This is a genomic window from Streptomyces sp. NPDC033180 (assembly GCF_055577645.1).
On record NZ_JBVIPU010000026.1, the window covers coordinates 41,082 to 60,044 of the forward strand.

The window sequence follows — 18,963 nt, forward strand, 5'->3', positions numbered from 1 at the left end:
GCCGGCCAGCGCGCACCCCCGGCCGGCCCCTCAGAGCTTCCGCGCCACCTCAGTCGCCCAGTACGTGAGGATCATGTTCGCGCCCGCGCGCTTGATGCCGGTGAGCGACTCCATGATCGCCTGGTCCCGATCGATCCAGCCGCGCTCGGCGGCGGCCTCGATCATCGCGTACTCGCCACTGATCTGGTACGCCGCCACCGGCACGTCGACCGCGTCGGCGACCTTGGAGAGGATGTCCAGGTAGGGGCCCGCGGGCTTCACCATCACCATGTCGGCGCCCTCTTCGAGGTCGAGCGCCAGCTCGCGCAGGGACTCACGGGCGTTGGCCGGGTCCTGCTGGTAGGTCTTGCGGTCGCCCTTCAGGGACGAGCCGACGGCCTCGCGGAAGGGGCCGAAGAAGGCGGACGAGTACTTGACGGTGTAGGCGAGGATGGAGACGTCCTCGTGCCCGACCTGGTCCAACGCGTCACGGATGACGCCGACCTGACCGTCCATCATGCCGCTGGGACCCACGACGTGGGCTCCCGCGTCGGCCTGGACCTGTGCCATCTCCGCGTACCGCTCAAGGGTGGCGTCGTTGTCGACGCGCCCCTCGGAGTCGAGGACGCCGCAGTGACCGTGGTCGGTGAACTCGTCGAGGCACAGGTCGGACATGACGATGAGGTCGTCGCCGACCTCGGCGCGTACGTCGCGCAGGGCGACCTGGAGAATCCCGTCCGGATCGGTGCCGACGGTCCCGGCGGCGTCCTTCTTCTCCTCCTCCGGCACTCCGAAGAGCATGATCCCGGAGACCCCGGCCTCCATGGCCTCGACGGCGGCCTTCTTCAGGCTGTCGCGGGTGTGCTGCACGACGCCGGGCATCGCGCCGATCTCCACGGGGGCGCTGATCCCCTCGCGCACGAACGCGGGCAGGATCAGGTCGGCCGGGTGCAGCCGCGTCTGGGCGACCATGCGCCGCATGGCGGGAGTCGTCCGAAGGCGACGGGGCCTGGCCCCGGGGAAGGATCCGTACTTGGTGGTCACTGTCTCTCTCACCTCACGAAAGATTCCGGCCCCGGCTGAAGGAACTCAGCCGGGGCCGGGAAGTAACTAGCCCGTCCGGCGCTTGAGGACGAACGTCCGGCGCTTGAGGACGAGCTCGGCGAAGCCGGTGATTACGGTACGCCTGAGCGTCAGGGCGCCGCCCGCCGCCTACGGGACCCCGGCCGCCGCTCGCTGGGCCGGGTGACGGGGTCCCCCGCGTCAAGCGCGGCCGCTCGACGCCGCGTTCCGAACTCGGCCAGCGCCTCGGCCAGCTTGTGGACGGAAGGCTCCGGGGCCATCACGTCCACCCGGAGGCCGTGCTCCTCCGCGGTCTTGGCGGTGGCGGGGCCGATACACGCGATGACGGTCACGTTGTGCGGCTTGCCGGCGATGCCGACGAGGTTCCGCACGGTCGACGAGGAGGTGAAGAGCACGGCGTCGAAGCCGCCGCCCTTGATCGCCTCGCGCGTGTCCGCCGGGGGCGGCGACGCACGCACGGTCCGGTAGGCGGTGACGTCGTCGACCTCCCACCCGAGATCGATGAGCCCGGCGACCAGCGTCTCCGTGGCGATGTCGGCCCGCGGCAGGAAGACGCGGTCGATCGGGTCGAAGACCGGGTCGTACGGCGGCCAGTCCTCCAGGAGGCCGGCGGCCGACTGCTCACCGCTGGGCACCAGGTCGGGCTTCACGCCGAAGGCGATCAGCGCCGCTGCGGTCTGCTCGCCCACCGCCGCGACCTTGATCCCGGCGAAGGCGCGGGCGTCGAGCCCGTACTCCTCGAACTTCTCGCGCACCGCCTTGACCGCGTTGACGGAGGTGAAGGCGATCCACTCGTAGCGGCCCGTGACCAGGCCCTTGACCGCGCGCTCCATCTGCTGGGGCGTACGCGGCGGCTCGACGGCGATGGTCGGCACCTCGTGCGGCACCGCGCCGTAGGACCGCAGCTGGTCGGAGAGCGAGGCCGCCTGCTCCTTCGTGCGCGGGACGAGCACGCGCCACCCGAAGAGCGGCTTCGACTCGAACCACGACAACTGGTCGCGCTGGGCGGCGGACGACCGCTCGCCGACCACGGCTATGACGGGCTGGCCTCCGTCGGGCGACGGCAGCACCTTCGCCTGCTTGAGTACCTGGGCGATGGTGCCCAGGGTCGCCTGCCAGGTGCGCTGGCGCGTCGTCGTACCGGCGACGGTCACCGTCATCGGGGTGTCCGGCTTGCGTCCGGACGAGACGAGTTCACCGGCGGCCGCGGCCACGGAGTCCAGGGAGGCCGACACGACCACGGTCCCGTCGGATGCCCCCACCTCGCTCCAGCAGCGGTCGGAGGCGGTGCGCGCGTCGACGAAACGCACGTCCGTGCCCTGGGCGTCGCGCAGCGGAACACCCGCGTAGGCGGGTACACCGACCGCCGCCGCGATGCCGGGCACGACTTCGAAGGAGATGCCCTCGGCGGCGCAGGCGAGCATCTCCTCGGCCGCGTAGGTGTCGAGTCCGACGTCGCCGCTGACGGCACGTACGACCCGCCTGCCGCCCCGTGCCGCCTCCATGACAAGATTGGTGGCGGCTCGCAAAGTCGATGCTTCGGCGATCGCTGACGCGTCGTCAACTGTCCCTGGCTGAGGTGTGTCCACACCTCCCCTGGCATGCGCGCGCACGACGTCGAGCACATCGGGCTCGGCGATCAGTACGTCCGCTCGGGCCAGCGCCTCCACGGCGCGCAGCGTAAGTAGTCCCGGATCTCCGGGTCCGGCACCCAGGAAGGTGACGTGCCCGTGTGCGGGAAGGCCGGGAAGGTTCGAGGTGGGGCTCAAAGTGCTCGCTCCCCCATCAGACCGGCCGCGCCCTTGGCAAGCATCTCGGCAGCGAGTTCACGGCCGAGCGCCAAGGCTTGGTCATGCGTCTCGGGCACGGGACCGGTGGTGGACAGCTGCACCAGCGTCGAGCCGTCGGTTGCCCCGACGACGCCGCGCAGGCGCATTTCCTTGACAATCTGCCCGTCGGCCAGCAAGTCGGCCAACGCACCCACAGGTGCGCTGCAACCGGCTTCCAGGGCGGCGAGCAGGGATCGCTCGGCGGTCACGGCGGCCCGGGTGTACGGGTCGTCGAGCTCGGCGAGCGCGGCGGTCAGTGACGCGTTGGACGCGGCACATTCGATCGCCAGTGCCCCCTGGCCGGGGGCGGGCAGAACTGTGTCGACCGACAGGAAGTCGGTCACCTCGTCGATCCTGCCGACGCGGTGGAGCCCGGCGGCGGCGAGCACGACGGCGTCGAGCTCGCCCTTGTGCACGAACCCGATGCGGGTGTCGATGTTCCCGCGGATCGGCACGGTCTCTATGGCGAGTCCGTGGTTGCGGGCGTAGGCGTTGAGCTGCGCCATGCGGCGGGGCGAACCGGTGCCGATGCGCGCGCCGCTGGGCAGCTCGGGGAAGGTCATCCCGTCGCGCGCGATGAGTACGTCGCGGGGGTCCTCGCGCAGCGGGACCGCGGCCAGGGCCAGGTCGTCGGGCTGCGCGGTCGGCAGGTCCTTCAGCGAGTGGACGGCGAAGTCGACCTCGCCGGCGAGCAGCGCGTCGCGCAGGGCGGTCACGAAGACGCCGGTGCCGCCGATCTGTGCCAGCTGCTCACGGGACGTATCGCCGTACGTCGTGATCTCCACGAGCTCTACGGGGCGGCCGGTCAACTGGCTCACTGTTTCGGCCACTTGCCCGGACTGGGCCATGGCCAGCTTGCTGCGCCGTGTCCCGAGCCTCAGTGCCCTCTCGGTCATGCCCGGCCTCGATTCGGATCTGTTTGCGATGCGTTCTGATCGGTGGGTTCATTGATCTTGTCGGCCCTGCTGACGGCGGCGACCGTCTGCGGGTCGAGGTCGAAGAGGGTGCGCAGCGCGTCGGCGTACCCGGCACCGCCGGGCTCGCCGGCCAGCTGCTTGACCCGCACGGTGGGTGCGTGGAGCAGCTTGTCGACGACGCGGCGGACGGTCTGGGTGATCTCCGCGCGCTCCTTCTCCGGAAGTCCGGGGAGCCGTCCGTCGAGCCGCGCGATCTCGTTCGCGACGACGTCGGCGGCCATGGTGCGCAGGGCGACCACGGTCGGCGTGATGTGCGCGGCCCGCTGCGCGGCGCCGAAGGCGGCGACCTCGTCGGAGACGATCGCGCGCACGCGCTCCACGTCCTCGGCCATGGGGGCGTCGGCGGATGCCTCGGCGAGCGACTCGATGTCGACGAGGCGTACGCCGTCGATGCGGTGCACGGCGCCGTCGATGTCGCGGGGCATGGCCAGGTCGAGCAGGGCGAGCAGGACGTTGCCGGTCTCGACGATCGAGGGGCCGCGGCGGCGCTCGGGCACGCGCCCGGTGGCGGTCACGGCCGCGGCGAGCGCGGAGATGGTGTCGGCCTCGCGCTGCGGGTCGTCGCGACGCTCGGCGGGTGCGTTGTCCACCCAGGCGGCGTGCTGCTCCAGGGTCGCGGCGTCCATCCCGGCGACGGCTTCCTCGCCCATGACGGAGAACCCGACGCCGCGGGGCACGGCCGCCCCGTCGCCGGAGAGGCCGAGCGGGCATGCCTCGTCGGTGTCCGCGCCGTGCGGCGCGGGCGAGGAGGAGGGTCCCGCTGCCGGCACGCGCGGCGCACCCACTGCGACGGGTGCGCCCGTACGGTCGGCCACGCCCGCCGCGACGGCCTCTGCCGTCAGGACCAGACCGGTCGCCCCGGTGCAGGAGACGGCGACATCTGCACGTGTCAGTTCGGCCGCCACCTGATCCATCGGCACGGCGCGCGCGATGGTGCCCGTGCCGCCCTCCGAGAGGATCTCGGCCAGGCGGTGCGCCCGGTCCAGGGTGCGGTTGGCGACGACGACCTCGTGGACCCCGGCCCGCGCGAGCGTGGCCGCGGCCAGCGAGGACATGGAGCCCGCGCCGATGACCAGGGCGCGCTTGCCCTTGGCCCAGGTGTCCACGGGCTCGCGCCCGGCGAGCTGTTCGAGGCCGAAGGTCACGAGCGACTGTCCGGCCCGGTCGATGCCGGTCTCCGAGTGCGCGCGCTTGCCGACCCGAAGGGCCTGCTGGAACAGGTCGTTGAGGAGGCGCCCCGCGGTGTGCAGCTCCTGGGAGCGCGCGAGGGCGTCCTTGATCTGGCCGAGGATCTGCCCCTCGCCGACGACCATCGAGTCCAGGCCGCAGGCCACCGAGAACAGGTGGTGGACGGCTCGGTCCTCGTAGTGGACGTAGAGATAGGGGGTGAGCTCTTCGAGGCCCACGCCGCTGTGCTGGGCGAGCAGCGTGGACAGCTCGGCGACGCCCGCGTGGAACTTGTCCACGTCGGCGTAGAGCTCGATGCGGTTGCAGGTGGCGAGCACGGCCGCTTCGGCGGCGGGCTCGGCGGCGAGCGTGTCCTGCAGGAGCTTGGCCTGCGCGTCCGCGTTGAGCGCCGCCCGCTCCAGGACGCTCACGGGAGCGCTGCGGTGGCTCAGTCCGACGACGAGGAGACTCATGCCGGCATCACGGCGGGGACATCCCCGTCGGGCCCTTTCCGCTGCTGCTTGGTGGCGGCGGGCGGCACGGCGCCGTCGGCCGCCGCTTCCTCGCCGGCCTTGCGCTGCTCGTGGAAGGCGAGGATCTGCAGCTCGATGGAGAGGTCCACCTTGCGTACGTCGACGCCCTCGGGCACGGAGAGAACGGTGGGCGCGAAGTTCAGGATCGAGGTCACACCGGCGGCGACGAGCCGCTCGCAGACCTGCTGGGCGGCGCCCGCCGGGGTGGAGATGACGCCGATGGAGACGCCGTTGTCACTGATGATCTTCTCGAGATCGTCCGTGTGCTGCACCGGCATGCCCGCGACGGGCGTGCCCGCCATGGCCGGGTCGGCGTCGATCAGCGCGGCGACTCGGAAGCCGCGCGAGGCGAACCCGCCGTAATTGGCAAGGGCCGCACCGAGGTTACCGATACCGACGATCACGACGGGCCAGTCCTGGGTCAGGCCGAGCTCGCGTGAGATCTGGTAGACGAGGTACTCGACGTCGTAGCCCACACCGCGTGTCCCGTAGGAACCGAGGTAGGAGAAGTCCTTGCGCAGCTTCGCGGAGTTGACCCCCGCGGCGGCCGCGAGCTCCTCGGAGGAGACCGTGGGCACCGAGCGCTCCGACAGTGCGGTGAGGGCTCGGAGGTACAGCGGAAGCCTGGCGACGGTGGCCTCGGGAATCCCTCGGCTGCGGGTCGCCGGTCGGTGAGTTCGGCCAGTTGCCACGGTGCTCCTGCGGGTAGAGCGGGGCTGCAGGCGGTCACACGTCCCCAGACCGCCCCGTCGAATGCAGGCTATGTCTTTGTGAACGCGTGCACAAAGATGGTGTCCGATTTGCCCGGCCAACGTGACCGGGGTCACGCGCCCCCGGCGCACGTACCGGGAACCGGCGCACATGAGGCCGCGGCGCTCAATTGATGGGGGCAAAACCGCACACTCTCCTCACGATCATCGCCCCCGAGACCAAAACCGCCCACGATCCTAAGGGACCATTCGGGCCGTTTGGACTCGTCGGTCAGTGACGATTCGGACTACGGGGCGAGCTCGCGGCGCAGTCGATCTTCGTTCACCCGCCAGAAGGTGTGCTGTTCTCCATCGACCAGAACCACCGGGATCTGTTCCCAGTAGGCCCGGTTGAGCTCTTCGTCCTGCGTGATGTCCTTCTTCTCCCATACGACTCCCAGCTCGCCGCAGACCTTCTCGATCACCAGCTGTGCTTCATCGCACAGATGACACCCGGGCTTACCGATCAGGGTGACCGTCCGGTCCTGGGGCTTCTTCTTCTCCGTACGGCGAAAAATCGGGCTCATGACACCATTCTCGCCCCGCCGACGCGCCGCGTGGGCCGTCTCTTTGCCCGTCTGTTTTAACGGTGCGGCCGCGAAGAGTTCACAGCGCCGAATCCTGCCGACTCCAGAACGACCGAACGAACTAGCTATGCTCACGACATGGCCGCTCTCGGATGGCTCACCCCCCGTAGGCGCTCCGCCACCGCGCGGAGCGTGTTGGCAGGCGAGGCCTCGGCTGAGGCAGCGCGCAAGACCTCCCAGGAGCTGGAGGCCCTCGACGAGGCCGCGGTTCTCGACGCAGCGCCCCAGGAGCCCGAGGGGCCGGAGTTCCCGGTCTTCGGCGACGACAAGGCCGCCGCCTTCTTCGATCTCGACAACACCGTGATGCAGGGCGCCGCGATCTTCCACTTCGGCCGCGGTCTCTACAAGAGGAAGTTCTTCGAGCGCCAGGAGCTGGCCCGATTCGCCTGGCAGCAGGCGTGGTTCAGGCTCGCGGGCGTCGAGGACCCCGAGCACATGCAGGACGCCCGCGACAGCGCCCTGTCCATCGTCAAGGGCCATCGCGTCGCCGAGCTGATGTCCATCGGCGAGGAGATCTACGACGAGTACATGGCCGAGCGCATCTGGCCCGGCACGCGCGCCCTGGCCCAGGCCCACCTGGACGCGGGCCAGAAGGTCTGGCTGGTCACCGCCGCCCCGGTGGAGACGGCCACGATCATCGCCCGCCGCCTCGGCCTGACCGGCGCGCTCGGCACGGTCGCCGAGTCCGTGGACGGCGTCTATACGGGAAAGCTCGTCGGTGAGCCCCTGCACGGCCCGGCGAAGGCCGAGGCGGTGCGCGCGCTCGCGTCGGCGGAGGGCCTGGACCTGGCCCGCTGCGCCGCGTACAGCGATTCGCACAACGACATCCCGATGCTCTCGCTCGTCGGGCATCCGTACGCGATCAATCCCGACGCCAAGCTGCGCAAGCACGCACGTGAGCGGGACTGGCGGCTGCGGGACTACCGCACCGGACGCAAGGCCGCCAAGGTCGGCATCCCCGCCGCAGCGGGCGTCGGCGCCATCGCGGGCGGCACGGCCGCGGCCATCGCCCTGCACCGCCGCCGCCACTGAACATTCTCTCGGTCCTACCCCGCCCGGGCTCTCGCCAGTCACGTTGGTAGCACTCGGCCACAACACGCCCCGCGCTTAGACGGAATGTGACCCTTTTCGATCAACAAGCGTTCACTCTGTGCTACTTGAACGGGCATAGACCGGTAACAGAAGCGACGTAATCGGTGATTTGAGCAACTGGGTGTAGTGCCGCCTGTACGAAGCGTTATTCTCCTCAGACGCATTACGGACCCCACACGTCGCTACGACGGGTGAACGGTTCCGCACTGCACGTGATGGAAGCTCTGCCTCTGGGAGTCCCGTGTACCCACACGTCGGGGTTGACGCCTCGGGCCTGGCTACGCTGCGCGCAACGGTCGCCGACCGCTTGCGCGGCTTCGTCCCCACCGCGTACGCCGGCCCCGCCGTCCCCGCATTTGCCGTCCCCACACCCGCCGGGCCCGTCTATGCCCTGGCGGACAGCGGCGCGGCGGTCAGCAGACGGGCTCGTTCCGCCTCTGCCGCCACCTCAACCCCCACCCCCCGCCGTCCCGCCGCGGACAGCGACAGCGCCCGCATGATGGACCTGGTCGAACGCGCCCAGGCGGGCGAGTCCGACGCCTTCGGCCGTCTCTACGACCAGTACAGCGACACGGTCTACCGCTACATCTACTACCGCGTCGGCGGCAAGGCGACCGCCGAGGACCTCACCAGCGAGACCTTTCTGCGCGCCCTGCGCCGCATCAGCACGTTCACCTGGCAGGGCCGCGACTTCGGCGCCTGGCTCGTCACCATCGCTCGCAACCTGGTCGCCGACCACTTCAAATCGAGCCGATTCCGCCTCGAAGTGACCACAGGCGAAATGCTCGACGCCAACGAGGTCGAGCGCAGCCCCGAGGACTCCGTCCTGGAGTCCCTCTCCAACGCCGCACTGCTCGACGCCGTGCGCCGCCTCAACCCCCAGCAGCAGGAGTGCGTGACCCTGCGCTTCCTGCAGGGCCTCTCGGTCGCCGAGACCGCTCGTGTGATGGGCAAGAACGAGGGTGCGATCAAGACCCTCCAGTACCGCGCCGTCCGCACACTGGCCCGGCTTCTGCCCGACGACGTGCGCTAGCGCCGCGCGCCGCCGATCGCCCTCTGTAGCCGTCCGGAGTGCCCAACTCACCTTCCGTGGCGGCCAGATGGCCGTCACGGAATTTGGGCGGTCCGATCATCCTCCGTCCGTAACCCAAGTGCCGCGACGCTCGTTGTGCGGGATGCAGGCTCCCTGTGGTTGCTCCCTGACTTTCCCCGAGCTCTTCATGAGCGGTGGATACCCCACTCGCTCACTCGATCGTGTGGAAATGCTCAGTTCGTGCAACCCTCAGGACCCCCTGGGGAGTCGACCGTCATGACGAGAGGAGGTGCCGCCAGTGATCGCGAACGTATCGGCACACCGGCGGGCGAACGCCTTCGCCCAGGCCCTGGAGGAGCAATCCGACCAGGGCCCGGCGGCCGAGCAGTCCGAAGGTTCCGTCACGCCCGATCCCGTGCCGTCCGAACAGACGGCCCCGGACCGGATGTTGACCCTGGCGACCGGCCTCGGCGAGCTGCCGAAGCCGGAGCTGGATCCCGAGGTCAAAGTGGTCCAGCGGGCCCAGCTCGTAGCTGCCATGGAGGCCATGCTCCTTGAGGGCACGGCCGCGGGCGGTGGGACCATCGGCACATCGGTGCCCGAACAGCGGTCCCGCAAGGGTGCCCACCGGGCCACGGGACTGCGCAAACTGAAGCCGCGCTCCCGGCTGTCGCAAGGCATCGCCGCGGGCGGGCTCACCGTCGGCGTGGCCGCCGGCGCGTTCAGCGGGGTGGCCGCGGCCAGCTCCGACGCGCTGCCGGGCGATTCGCTGTACGGCCTGAAGCGCGGCATGGAGGACCTCAAGCTGGGCATGGCCGACGGCGACAGCGACAAGGGCGGGGTCTACCTCGACCACGCGTCGACGCGCCTGAACGAAGCCCGCAGGCTGATGGAGCGGGGTCGCGTCGGCGACCTCGACCACGAATCCCTGGGCGAGATCAGGCGAGCCCTCTCGGGCATGCGGCACGACGCCACGGAAGGCCACCGCCTTCTGCACCAGGCGTACGAGAGGGACGGCTCGCTCGGCCACATCCAGACCCTGTCCGCGTTCGCCGAGTCGCACCGCAGGAGCTGGAGCGACCTGCAGAGCCGACTGCCCGTCCAGCTCGGCGACGTGGGCGAGCAGGTGAGTTCGGTCTTCGACGCGATGGACCAGGAGGTGGAGCCCCTCCGCTCGCTCCTCCCGCGCACCCCGGACAGGAGCGACGCCCCCGGGCAGCCGAGCCAGGGCGACTCGTCCGGCTCCTCGGCCCCGGACAGCCCCTCAGCACCGGATTCGTCCCCGCGGGAAGGCTCCAGCGCCGACAACAGCAGGCCCCACCCGTCCACATCGGACGGCGGCAGCAAGGACGACGGCCTCCTCGGCGGCAACACGGGCGGCCTCCTGGACCCGCCGAAGTCCGACACGACTCCGAGCAGCCCGGCGGACGGCAAATCGTCCGCCAAGGAGTCCCCGTCGGCCAAGCCGGACGTCACGGTCCCGCCGATTCTGCCCGGCCTGCTGCCGGGCCTGGGAATCGACGAAGAGGACGCGAGGTAGAAGGAGCGGCACACAGGGAGGGGGCCAGATCCTGAAGGATCTGGCCCCCTCCCTGTGTCAGATCATGTCGCGGAAGAAGACCGGCCGCCCCGACTCTTCAGAAGAGGACCGACCGTCCCGACTCTCTCTCAGAAGAAGACCGAACGCCGCTGCACCAGCAGCTTGTACAGCGTGTGCTGAATCTGCTCCCTGACCTGATCGGTCAGGTTGAACATCAGCATCGGATCCTCCGCCGCCTCCGGCGGATACCCGTCCGTGGGAATCGGCTCCCCGAACTGAATCGTCCACTTCGTCGGCAACGGCACCGCGCCCACCGGGCCGAGCCAAGGGAACGTAGGCGTGATCGGGAAGTAGGGGAAGCCGAGCACCCGCGCCAACGTCTTCGCGTTGCCGATCATCGGGTAGATCTCCTCCGCCCCCACGATCGAGCAGGGAACGATCGGGGTTCCGGCCCGCAGCGCGGTGGAGACGAAACCGCCCCGCCCGAACCGCTGCAACTTGTAGCGCTCACTGAACGGCTTTCCGATGCCCTTGAACCCCTCCGGCATCACCCCGACCAGCTCACCCCGCTCGAGGAGACGCTCCGCATCCTCGGCGCACGCCAGCGTGTGCCCCGCCTTGCGGGCCAGTTCGTTGACCACCGGCAGCATGAAGACGAGGTCCGCGGCGAGCAGCCGCAGATGTCGCCCCTCAGGGTGGTTGTCGTGCACGGCGACCTGCATCATCAGGCCGTCGAGCGGCAGCGTCCCCGAGTGGTTGGCGACGATCAGCGCCCCGCCCTCCGACGGGATGTTCTCGATGCCCTTCACCTCGACGCGGAAGTACTTCTCGTACAGCGGCCGCAACAGGGACATCAGGACCTGGTCGGTGAGCTCCTCGTCGTAACCGAAGTCATCGACCTCGTAGTCACCCGTGAGCCGCCGCCGCAGAAACGCGAGGCCACCCGCGATGCGCCGCTCCAGGCCACCGCCACCGCCCCGCGGCTCCGGTTCGGCCCCGCCGGCGGCCGCCGACGCGGGCGCCCCCTGACGCGAAGGCTCCCGCTCGGCCCGCTCCACCTGCGGCTCTCCGTCCTGCTGGCCGGGCATGGCCGTGACCTCACGCACGGCTGCCGGATCGTTCTTGCGCAGGGCCGCGCTCCTGCGCCGCGACGGGCGCTGCGCACCCGCGCGCGACCGGTCGTCGTCGAACGGAATGACCTTGGCGTCCGCCATCGTTGACGCTCTCCTCAGTTGGCGCTCTGGTTGCCCGCGAAGGGCAGCGTGGCGATCCGGTCGATGGCCCCCGCGACGGCCTGCGGCGGCAGGAGCCCGGGACCCCGACTGCGTACGAAATCCGCGAAGGTCTCCGCGGTCGTGTACTTGGGGCTGAAGCCCAGTGTCTCGCGCATCTGCCGGGTGGCCACGACCCGGCCGTGGGTGAGCAGCCTGATCTGCTCGGGCGAGAAGTCCGTCACGCCCAGGGTGCGCAGCGCCTGGCCGACCCAGGTGACCGCGGGCATGAACACCGGCAGCGTCGGACGCCCCAGGCGCCGCGAGCACTGCGAGAGCAGCAGCAGGCCGTCACCGGCGATGTTGAACGTGCCGCTGTTGAGCGTCCCGCGCTCCGGATCGCGCGCCCCGATGCGCAGGACCTCGATCGCGTCGTCCTCGTGCACGAACTGCAGCCGCGGGTCGTAGCCGAAGACGGTCGGCAGGACCGGCAGCGAGAAGTACTCGGCGAGCGGGGAGTCCGCGGCAGGGCCCAGGATGTTCGCGAAGCGCAGCACGCAGACCGCCACGTCCGGGCGGCGGCGCGCGAAGCCGCGTACGTAACCCTCGACTTCGACGGTGTCCTTGGCGAAGCCGCCGCTCGGCAGCGACTTCGGCGGTGTCGTCTCGGTGAAGACCGCCGGGTCGCGCGGCGCGGAGCCGTACACGTTGGTGCTCGACTTCACCACGAGCCGCTTGACCGTCGGCGACTTCTGGCAGGCGCCGAGCAGCTGCATGGTGCCGATGACGTTGGTTTCCTTGAGCGAACCGCGGTTCCCGCCGGCCAGCGCGGTGCCGGTGACGTCCAGGTGGACGACCGTGTCGACGGAGAACTCGGCGAGCACCTTGGCGATCCCGGGCTGCCGGATGTCGGTCTGCACGAAGTCGGCGCCGCCCAGATGGTGCTCGGCAGGTACCGCGTCCACGGCGACGACCCGGTCCACCTCGGGGTCCCGCAGGACACGTCGGACGAACCGTCCGCCCAGTTGTCGGGCCACCCCGGTCACGAGCACGACCTTGCCCAAGATCAGCGCCTGCCTTCCCCAGCCCTCGAAGTCCTGCCGCGCCCCGTCATTTCTCTCCTGGCACACGCTAGCTGGTCGATGTTGCGCTGTGATGACCGCCTGCTGCAGGAAGTGACGACACCCACATACAAGCGCACAGACCAGGCCCTACGCCCAGACCAGGACGTACGCCGGATCGGGACGCACATCCTGCCCACGACGCACGGTCCAAACAAGCCCCTGGGCCGTCCGTCGTAGCCCGAAAAGCGGCCGGAAGACGCCCCGGGCCGCCCTGCGAGTACCCCGAAAACGCCGAAGCCCTCCCGTCGGATGACGGGAGGGCTTCGGTACGCGCTGAACAGCTGTCGCTTACTTCTTGTTGCGACGCTGAACGCGGGTGCGCTTCAGCAGCTTGCGGTGCTTCTTCTTGGCCATCCGCTTACGCCGCTTCTTGATAACAGAGCCCACGACTACCCTCGCTCACTTCTCTTCACTCGGTGCGGGGCAGCTGACTGGGCCCACACGACCTACGTCGGCCCTAGCCTACCCGCCCCCGGGTGAGGGACGTAATCGAGGGGGATCGACCGGCTCCGGTCAGCCCGCCTCGACTCCTACATAGGATTCGCGGAGGTACTCGTGAACCGCCTGCTCCGGGACCCGGAAGGACCTTCCGACCCGGATGGCGGGCAGATGACCGCTGTGCACCAAGCGGTACACGGTCATCTTGGACACTCGCATCACCGAGGCGACTTCCGCCACGGTCAAGAACTGAACCTCGTTCAGCGGCCTCTGGTCTGCAGCCATGACACCCCACCTGAACCTTCCGCACATGACGGGCACCGGCTTCCCCTTCCGGTGACGCTTCGTCGCTGCGCGCTCACTCCCCAGACTAGGGGCGGATGATGCGAGTGGGGAAGAGGAGTAGCGATCGGCCGCCTACTGTGACAGACACGCTCGATTGAGTACATAGCGAGTAAGCGGTCGGTAGTAATCCGACCGCACAGCGTCATCAAGCGGAACGACGACGGACACCTGCCCCTCCGCCTCTCCGACGAACAGCGCGGGATCGTCCGTATCCGCCAGACCGATCGCCTCAAACCCCAGCTGACCTGCCCCGCAGACCCACCCGTGGTCCCCGATGACAAGCTCGGGAAGCGGTCCCTCAGCCTCCGCGGCAGCCGCGAGAGCGGCTCGAACCGGGAGCGGAGAGTGGGTATGTGCGCCGGTCTCACTCCCGGTGGGACGCGCGCCGGGTTCCCGCACCAGCGCGACTCCTTGTACGTAGTCAAGGTTGTACGTGCGTAGGCCGAACCGGGTCGTTATGTCGACACTCTTGCCCTCCGCTGGGGTGAGAACGGTGCACCCGGCCGCCGACAAAGCGTCCGCCAGGGCGGCGTAGAAACCGAGGAGCCGGTGCGGATGTCCGGTCCCGAAGAGCACGGGAAGCCGCCTTCGCGCCGCGTCCGCGAGCCTTTCGGCGAAGGCGTCGAGCGCGGCCAACGTCCGCTCCGGGTCGATGACATCGCCCCCCGAGGTGTGCCGGGGGTCGGCGGACACCCCGCACTTGTCGGCCATGAGCCCCAGCAGGTCACCGGGCCCCCAGCTCCACTCGGGATCCAGGCCGAGCAGTATCCGCGGGTCCCGGGCCGCGAAGAGCCGATAGCTCCGCAGGCTCTCTTCCCGCGTGGTGGCCACGGGCCCGGCCAGCCGGGCAGCCAACAGATGCGCACGCAACGCTCCGGTGCTCAACACGCTGTGAGCGTCCCGCAGTGAACATTCCGGCGCCCCCAAAACCCCGGAAATGCCCCACCGTTGGGCTAACAGGGCCACAATCAGGCCCGGCCGGCGCTTGAGGCCACCCCACCCAACCCGGCCGGCGCTTGAGGCCACCCCACCCAACCCGGCCGGCGCTTGAGGCCATCTTTTCGGGGGTCCAGGGGGCGGAGCCCCATGGTTTCGGGAAGGGGCGGGATTGGGGAAAGCCCCGCAGGGACCGCCCCAGCCCCACACCCCCCTTACGGCAACAACCCCCGCAGCGGAAACGCCGAGCGGCGAGCAGCAAGCACCGCCTGGTCAAGCCGATCCGCAGGGTCGTACCCACCCTCCCAGTCCGCCCAGGAGACAGGCCACCGCCCATCAGTCATCCGCGCGGGCGCCAACTGCCGCGTCCGAGCGAAGACTTCCTGCCGCCAGGCCTCAGGAATCTCCGCGGAAGGCGCAACCTCCCGCCCCGCGGCGATGGCGGTCAGATGCGTCCAGGACCGGGGCACCACGTCCACCACGGCATACCCGCCCCCACCGAGAGCGACCCAGCGCCCATCGGCGTACGAATGCGCCAACTCATGGCAGGCGACCTGCACGGCCCGCTGCGCATCAAGCGAAACGGCAAGATGCGCGAGGGGATCCTCGAAATGTGTGTCAGCGCCATGCTGAGTGACAAGGACCTGGGGCCGGAAGTCGGCGAGAAGCTCAGGCACCACCGCATGAAATGCCCGCAACCACCCCGCGTCCCCCGTCCCCGCGGGCAGCGCGACATTGACGGCCGACCCCTCCGCCACGGAGGCCGCGCCCGTCTCCTCGGGCCACCCGGTCTGCGGAAACAGCGTCCGCGGATGCTCATGCATCGAGATCGTCAGAACCCGCGGATCGTCCCAGAAAGACGCCTGCACCCCGTCCCCGTGGTGCACATCCACATCCACGTACGCGACCCGCTCGGCGCCCAGCTCGAGGAGCCGCGCGATGGCCAACGAGGCGTCGTTGTAGATACAGAACCCCGAAGCGGACCCCGGCATCGCATGGTGCAGCCCGCCCGCGAAGTTCACCGCGTGCAGCGCTTCCCCGCGCCATACCGCCTCGGCCGCACCCACCGACTGCCCGGCGATCAGCGCCGACGCCTCGTGCATCCCCGCGAAGGCGGGATCATCCGGGGTCCCGATGCCATAGCTGCCGTCCGCCGATGCCGGATCGGCGGACGCGGCCTTGACCGCCTCCACATAGTCACCGCGATGCACGAGCCGCAACGTCGAGTCGCCGGCACGCTTGGCCGCGACCACTTCCAGCTCACGGTCGAGCCCGAAGGCACCGACCAGGCTTCTGGTCAGCGCGAGCCGGACCGGGTCCATGGGGTGCTCAGGACCGAAGTCATAGCCCGTTACTGCCTCGTCCCACATCAGCTGTGCGTGGCCGCTCATGCCCGTCACCGTATCGGTCCGCTCCGGGGGCGAAAGAACGGGCGTACAACAAGGTCACGAGCACCAACACCATGGGAACGAGCATCGCCCCGCGGTAGTTCCAGGCATCCCCGAGCGCGCCCACCAGCGGTGAACCGATCAGGAACCCCACGTAGTTGAAGACATTGAGCCGCGCGACAGCGGCGTCCGAAGCGCCGGGGAACAACCGTCCCGCCGCGGCGAAGGTCTGCGGAACGATCACACACAGCCCGAGCCCGAGCACAGTGAAGCCCAGAATCCCGGTCCACGCACCGGGAGCCACCGCCACGACGGCGAAACCGATGGCGCCCACCACCGACCCGACCCGCACCACCGCCACGGCACCGAACCGCCGCACGCCCAGGTCCCCAAGCCCCCGCCCGAGCAGGGTCATGACCATGTAGACGTTGTAGGGGACGGTCGAGACCTCCTCCGAACTCCCAAGGACATCCTGCAGATACTTCGCGCTCCAGTTGGAAACGGTCGAATCACCGATGTACGCGAAGGTCATCACCAGGCAGAGCGGCAGGAGCAGCTTGAAGACGACGGGCCCGCCCTTCCGCTCCCCGGCGCCACCCGCAGCCGCGCCGGCATCGACAGTGGCAGTGGCAGTGGCAGTGGCATCGGCGTACCACCGGCTTCCCACGAACGCTCCCGGCAACAGCACCACGACCACCGGCAGATACGACACGAAGAGCGAAAGATCCCAGTGCGCCCCCGCCCAAGCGATCGACGCCCCCACGATCCCGCCCAGGCTGTACGCCGCGTGAAACCCCAGCATGATGCTGCGCCCGTACGCCCGCTGCAGACTCACCCCGAGCATGTTCATGGACGCGTCCAGCGCCCCTACCGAGAGCCCGAACGCCCCCAGGGCCACGGCTACTTGCCACAGCGCGTCGCCCGCGCCGACCCCGAGCAGCGCCAGAAGCACCACGGGCTGCGACCACCGCAGTACTCGGCTGGGCGGCACCCTCTTGACCAGCCATTCCGTGCCGACGCTGCCGACCCCCGCGAGGATCGGCACAGCGGCCAGAAACACCGGCAGCAGGCCGTCGGATATCCCGTACCGATCCTGAATGGCGGGGATCCGCGTCACCAGCAACGCGAAGGTGACGCCCTGCACCAGGAAGCTGAACGCCAAAGAGGCCCTGCCGCGCCGCAGCTCATCTGTCATGGCTGCTGAGCGTAGGACCCCTGGCTACCAGTGGGTAGATAGATCACTCAACCAATTCCCGGCCGCACTCCGCCACATCACGGCCTCACCGCCCGAGCGCGGCGACCTCCTCGGTCACCTTCTTCTCCATCGGGTCGACGACCAGGGCACCACTCACCACAACCGTCGCCGTAATAGTGACCGCGGCAATCGCCCCACCGAGCCACACCATGGTGTCGACCGGCAGGGTGTAGGCCCCCACGACCCGCACCGTCGCCTCACCGAACAGCGCCACACCCCACATCACCGAAAACGTCCGCTCCATCCGCGCGAACCGCCCCCGCTCGGCGATCAACCGCTCCCACACAGCGGTCCGCACCGGATTCCCCTTGGTCACCCAGGGCTTGAGCCCCACGGTCATCAACGGCCGCCCGGCGGCCACGGACACCAGCACGGCGAGCCCGATCGTCGCGGTGATCCCACTGTCCTTGGCGAGCATCAGGCGCGGATCACCGGCCAACAGGCTGAGCAGCAACCCGACGACGTTGGCGGCCAGGATGAGCGCCGCGAGACCATTGACCCGCCTCTCCTGGACCACGCTCCACAGCGTCCGCCCGGCAGGCACCACACTGCTCCAGGCGAGCGCCGCCATGGTGCCCATCCCAAAGCCCTTGCTGAGCAGGTAGTACGAGGCTGTGGGCACCGCCGCGTCCAGGACGAGCGGCTTCAGCGACTCCCAGCGGGGCCGCCGCACAGAAGCGCCCGCTGCTGTGTCTGTGGCCGGGGTGGCGAGCTGGCTCATGGGGATCGGTCCTCCGTCGTCACTGTCACTGGCACCGGCACTGTCACTGGCACCGGCACCGGCACCGGCACCGGCACCGGGTACGTCCCGTTCGTTCTCGACGTACTCAGCTTCGCCGCGACCGCACATCGGCCGACAGAAACGATCGTCCGGACCTGGCAGTGACAAATGTCAGGCCGCTCCCCCGACCCGGGTCATGCGAGCAGGTCAGCCAACTCCCCCATGTCCCCGAAGAGTTCAGTGGCCCCCGAAAGCCGCTCGGCCGGCGTCATGGCCGTGAACCCGTACACATCCATCCCCGCCGCAACAGCGGCCTTCACCCCCAACGGACTGTCCTCGATCACCACACACTTCTCGGGCGCCACTCCCATGCGCTCGGCGGCATACAGAAAGAGATCCGGAGCCGGCTTCCCCCGCCCCACGTCCTCGGAGCTGAAAATCCGCTCGTCACCGAACCACCGGTCGAGTCCGGTACGCCGATGCCCGACCCGAATCCGCTCATGGCTCCCGGACGAGGCAAGGCAGTACGGCACTCCGTCCGCCACCAGCTTCTCCAGTACGCCGACGGCCCCCTCCACGGGCTGCAACTCCCGCTCGAAGGCGGCAAAGACCCGAGCGTGAAAGGCCGCGTCAAATTCCTCGGGCAGCCGCTGCCCACTGCGCTCAAGAACAAGATCGTGTACGCGATGAACGGCGGCCCCCATGTAGTCACGCAGCGAGTCCTCGTACGTGGTGGGATGGCCGAGCTCGGTCAGATAGGCGGCAAGGATGGTGTTGGAGAGCGGCTCGCTGTCCACGAGAACGCCGTCATTGTCGAAGATGACCAAGTCGTATCGCATAACTCGACCCTAAACGCAGGAAAGGGCCCTTGAAGGACCCTGGAACGCAGAAAACCCCCGCACCCAGAGGGTGCGGGGGTTTCCCGTCAATAATAGTTCGGCGGCGTCCTACTCTCCCACAGGGTCCCCCCTGCAGT

At 69.4% G+C, this 18,963-nt stretch carries 18 protein-coding genes; 3 read left to right on the forward strand and 15 right to left on the reverse strand.

All coding sequences use genetic code 11. The annotated features are described in order from the left end of the window. Nucleotides 1–30 precede the first annotated feature (30 nt). From hemB to ACZ5WE_RS37690, 6 genes are all read right to left on the reverse strand, one after another. Nucleotides 31–1,023, reverse strand: a complete 993-nt coding sequence (gene hemB, locus ACZ5WE_RS37665; RefSeq protein WP_467695993.1) for a porphobilinogen synthase — start codon at nucleotides 1,021–1,023, stop codon at nucleotides 31–33. A 149-nt stretch (nucleotides 1,024–1,172) separates the two neighbouring features. Next, entirely contained in the window at nucleotides 1,173–2,831 is a 1,659-nt protein-coding gene (locus ACZ5WE_RS37670) for a bifunctional uroporphyrinogen-III C-methyltransferase/uroporphyrinogen-III synthase (RefSeq protein WP_467695930.1), read from the reverse strand. Further along, on the reverse strand, nucleotides 2,828–3,787 hold the full coding sequence (gene hemC, locus ACZ5WE_RS37675; protein ID WP_467695928.1) for a hydroxymethylbilane synthase: 960 nt from the start codon (nucleotides 3,785–3,787) through the stop codon (nucleotides 2,828–2,830). Before hemC ends, ACZ5WE_RS37670 begins: the two co-directional genes overlap by 4 nt. Then, nucleotides 3,784–5,508, reverse strand: a complete 1,725-nt coding sequence (locus ACZ5WE_RS37680) for a glutamyl-tRNA reductase (RefSeq protein WP_467695927.1) — start codon at nucleotides 5,506–5,508, stop codon at nucleotides 3,784–3,786. Before ACZ5WE_RS37680 ends, hemC begins: the two co-directional genes overlap by 4 nt. Continuing rightward, on the reverse strand, nucleotides 5,505–6,260 hold the full coding sequence (locus ACZ5WE_RS37685; RefSeq protein ID WP_467695926.1) for a redox-sensing transcriptional repressor Rex: 756 nt from the start codon (nucleotides 6,258–6,260) through the stop codon (nucleotides 5,505–5,507). Before ACZ5WE_RS37685 ends, ACZ5WE_RS37680 begins: the two co-directional genes overlap by 4 nt. A gap of 305 nt (nucleotides 6,261–6,565) precedes the next feature. Continuing rightward, nucleotides 6,566–6,844, reverse strand: a complete 279-nt coding sequence (locus tag ACZ5WE_RS37690) for a glutaredoxin family protein (RefSeq protein WP_399397822.1) — start codon at nucleotides 6,842–6,844, stop codon at nucleotides 6,566–6,568. A gap of 138 nt (nucleotides 6,845–6,982) precedes the next feature. Here ACZ5WE_RS37690 and ACZ5WE_RS37695 point away from each other — a divergent pair, with 138 nt between their 5' ends. From ACZ5WE_RS37695 to ACZ5WE_RS37705, 3 genes are all read left to right on the forward strand, one after another. Next, nucleotides 6,983–7,936, forward strand: coding sequence for an HAD family hydrolase (locus tag ACZ5WE_RS37695; protein WP_467695925.1), 954 nt, complete (start codon nucleotides 6,983–6,985; stop codon nucleotides 7,934–7,936). A 301-nt stretch (nucleotides 7,937–8,237) separates the two neighbouring features. Continuing rightward, the gene (locus ACZ5WE_RS37700; RefSeq protein ID WP_160506459.1) at nucleotides 8,238–9,029 is read left to right on the forward strand and encodes an ECF subfamily RNA polymerase sigma factor, BldN family; all 792 of its coding nucleotides are present in this window, start codon (nucleotides 8,238–8,240) and stop codon (nucleotides 9,027–9,029) included. A gap of 298 nt (nucleotides 9,030–9,327) precedes the next feature. Beyond that, entirely contained in the window at nucleotides 9,328–10,569 is a 1,242-nt protein-coding gene (locus ACZ5WE_RS37705) for a DUF5667 domain-containing protein (RefSeq protein WP_467695923.1), read from the forward strand. Nucleotides 10,570–10,697: 128 nt separating this feature from the next. Here the strand turns inward: ACZ5WE_RS37705 and ACZ5WE_RS37710 are convergent, their stop codons facing one another. From ACZ5WE_RS37710 to ACZ5WE_RS37750, 9 genes are all read right to left on the reverse strand, one after another. Next, on the reverse strand, nucleotides 10,698–11,783 hold the full coding sequence (locus ACZ5WE_RS37710) for a lysophospholipid acyltransferase family protein (protein WP_467695922.1): 1,086 nt from the start codon (nucleotides 11,781–11,783) through the stop codon (nucleotides 10,698–10,700). 14 nt (nucleotides 11,784–11,797) lie between these two features. Then, nucleotides 11,798–12,844, reverse strand: coding sequence for an NAD-dependent epimerase/dehydratase family protein (locus ACZ5WE_RS37715; RefSeq protein WP_467695920.1), 1,047 nt, complete (start codon nucleotides 12,842–12,844; stop codon nucleotides 11,798–11,800). A gap of 348 nt (nucleotides 12,845–13,192) precedes the next feature. Continuing rightward, nucleotides 13,193–13,291 (reverse strand): 30S ribosomal protein bS22, encoded by a 99-nt coding sequence (locus ACZ5WE_RS37720; RefSeq protein ID WP_003948845.1) that lies wholly within the window; start codon nucleotides 13,289–13,291, stop codon nucleotides 13,193–13,195. A gap of 126 nt (nucleotides 13,292–13,417) precedes the next feature. After that, the gene (locus tag ACZ5WE_RS37725; protein WP_157869005.1) at nucleotides 13,418–13,627 is read right to left on the reverse strand and encodes a helix-turn-helix domain-containing protein; all 210 of its coding nucleotides are present in this window, start codon (nucleotides 13,625–13,627) and stop codon (nucleotides 13,418–13,420) included. 132 nt (nucleotides 13,628–13,759) lie between these two features. After that, entirely contained in the window at nucleotides 13,760–14,575 is an 816-nt protein-coding gene (locus tag ACZ5WE_RS37730) for a phosphatase (RefSeq protein WP_467695919.1), read from the reverse strand. Between the two features lie 263 nt (nucleotides 14,576–14,838). Further along, nucleotides 14,839–16,014: an acetoin utilization protein AcuC gene (locus ACZ5WE_RS37735; RefSeq protein WP_467695917.1), complete on the reverse strand. Its 1,176-nt coding sequence runs from the start codon at nucleotides 16,012–16,014 to the stop codon at nucleotides 14,839–14,841. Next, nucleotides 15,965–17,206: an MFS transporter gene (locus ACZ5WE_RS37740; RefSeq protein WP_467695916.1), complete on the reverse strand. Its 1,242-nt coding sequence runs from the start codon at nucleotides 17,204–17,206 to the stop codon at nucleotides 15,965–15,967. Before ACZ5WE_RS37740 ends, ACZ5WE_RS37735 begins: the two co-directional genes overlap by 50 nt. Before the next feature lie 85 nt (nucleotides 17,207–17,291). Further along, entirely contained in the window at nucleotides 17,292–17,987 is a 696-nt protein-coding gene (locus tag ACZ5WE_RS37745; protein WP_467695914.1) for a VC0807 family protein, read from the reverse strand. Between the two features lie 194 nt (nucleotides 17,988–18,181). After that, entirely contained in the window at nucleotides 18,182–18,826 is a 645-nt protein-coding gene (locus ACZ5WE_RS37750) for an HAD family hydrolase (protein ID WP_467695913.1), read from the reverse strand. Nucleotides 18,827–18,963: the final 137 nt, after the last annotated feature.

Bases quoted from the DNA above. Each gene is read 5' to 3' on its own strand.
- hemC (WP_467695928.1), bottom strand. From the start codon at position 3,787: ATGACCGAGAGGGCACTGAGGCTCGGGACACGGCGCAGCAAGCTGGCC.
- ACZ5WE_RS37680 (WP_467695927.1), bottom strand. From the start codon at position 5,508: ATGAGTCTCCTCGTCGTCGGACTGAGCCACCGCAGCGCTCCCGTGAGC.
- ACZ5WE_RS37690 (WP_399397822.1), bottom strand. From the start codon at position 6,844: ATGAGCCCGATTTTTCGCCGTACGGAGAAGAAGAAGCCCCAGGACCGG.
- ACZ5WE_RS37695 (WP_467695925.1), top strand. From the start codon at position 6,983: ATGGCCGCTCTCGGATGGCTCACCCCCCGTAGGCGCTCCGCCACCGCG.
- ACZ5WE_RS37710 (WP_467695922.1), bottom strand. From the start codon at position 11,783: ATGGCGGACGCCAAGGTCATTCCGTTCGACGACGACCGGTCGCGCGCG.
- ACZ5WE_RS37725 (WP_157869005.1), bottom strand. From the start codon at position 13,627: ATGGCTGCAGACCAGAGGCCGCTGAACGAGGTTCAGTTCTTGACCGTG.
- ACZ5WE_RS37735 (WP_467695917.1), bottom strand. From the start codon at position 16,014: ATGAGCGGCCACGCACAGCTGATGTGGGACGAGGCAGTAACGGGCTAT.
- ACZ5WE_RS37740 (WP_467695916.1), bottom strand. From the start codon at position 17,206: ATGACAGATGAGCTGCGGCGCGGCAGGGCCTCTTTGGCGTTCAGCTTC.
- ACZ5WE_RS37745 (WP_467695914.1), bottom strand. From the start codon at position 17,987: ATGAGCCAGCTCGCCACCCCGGCCACAGACACAGCAGCGGGCGCTTCT.
- ACZ5WE_RS37750 (WP_467695913.1), bottom strand. From the start codon at position 18,826: ATGCGATACGACTTGGTCATCTTCGACAATGACGGCGTTCTCGTGGAC.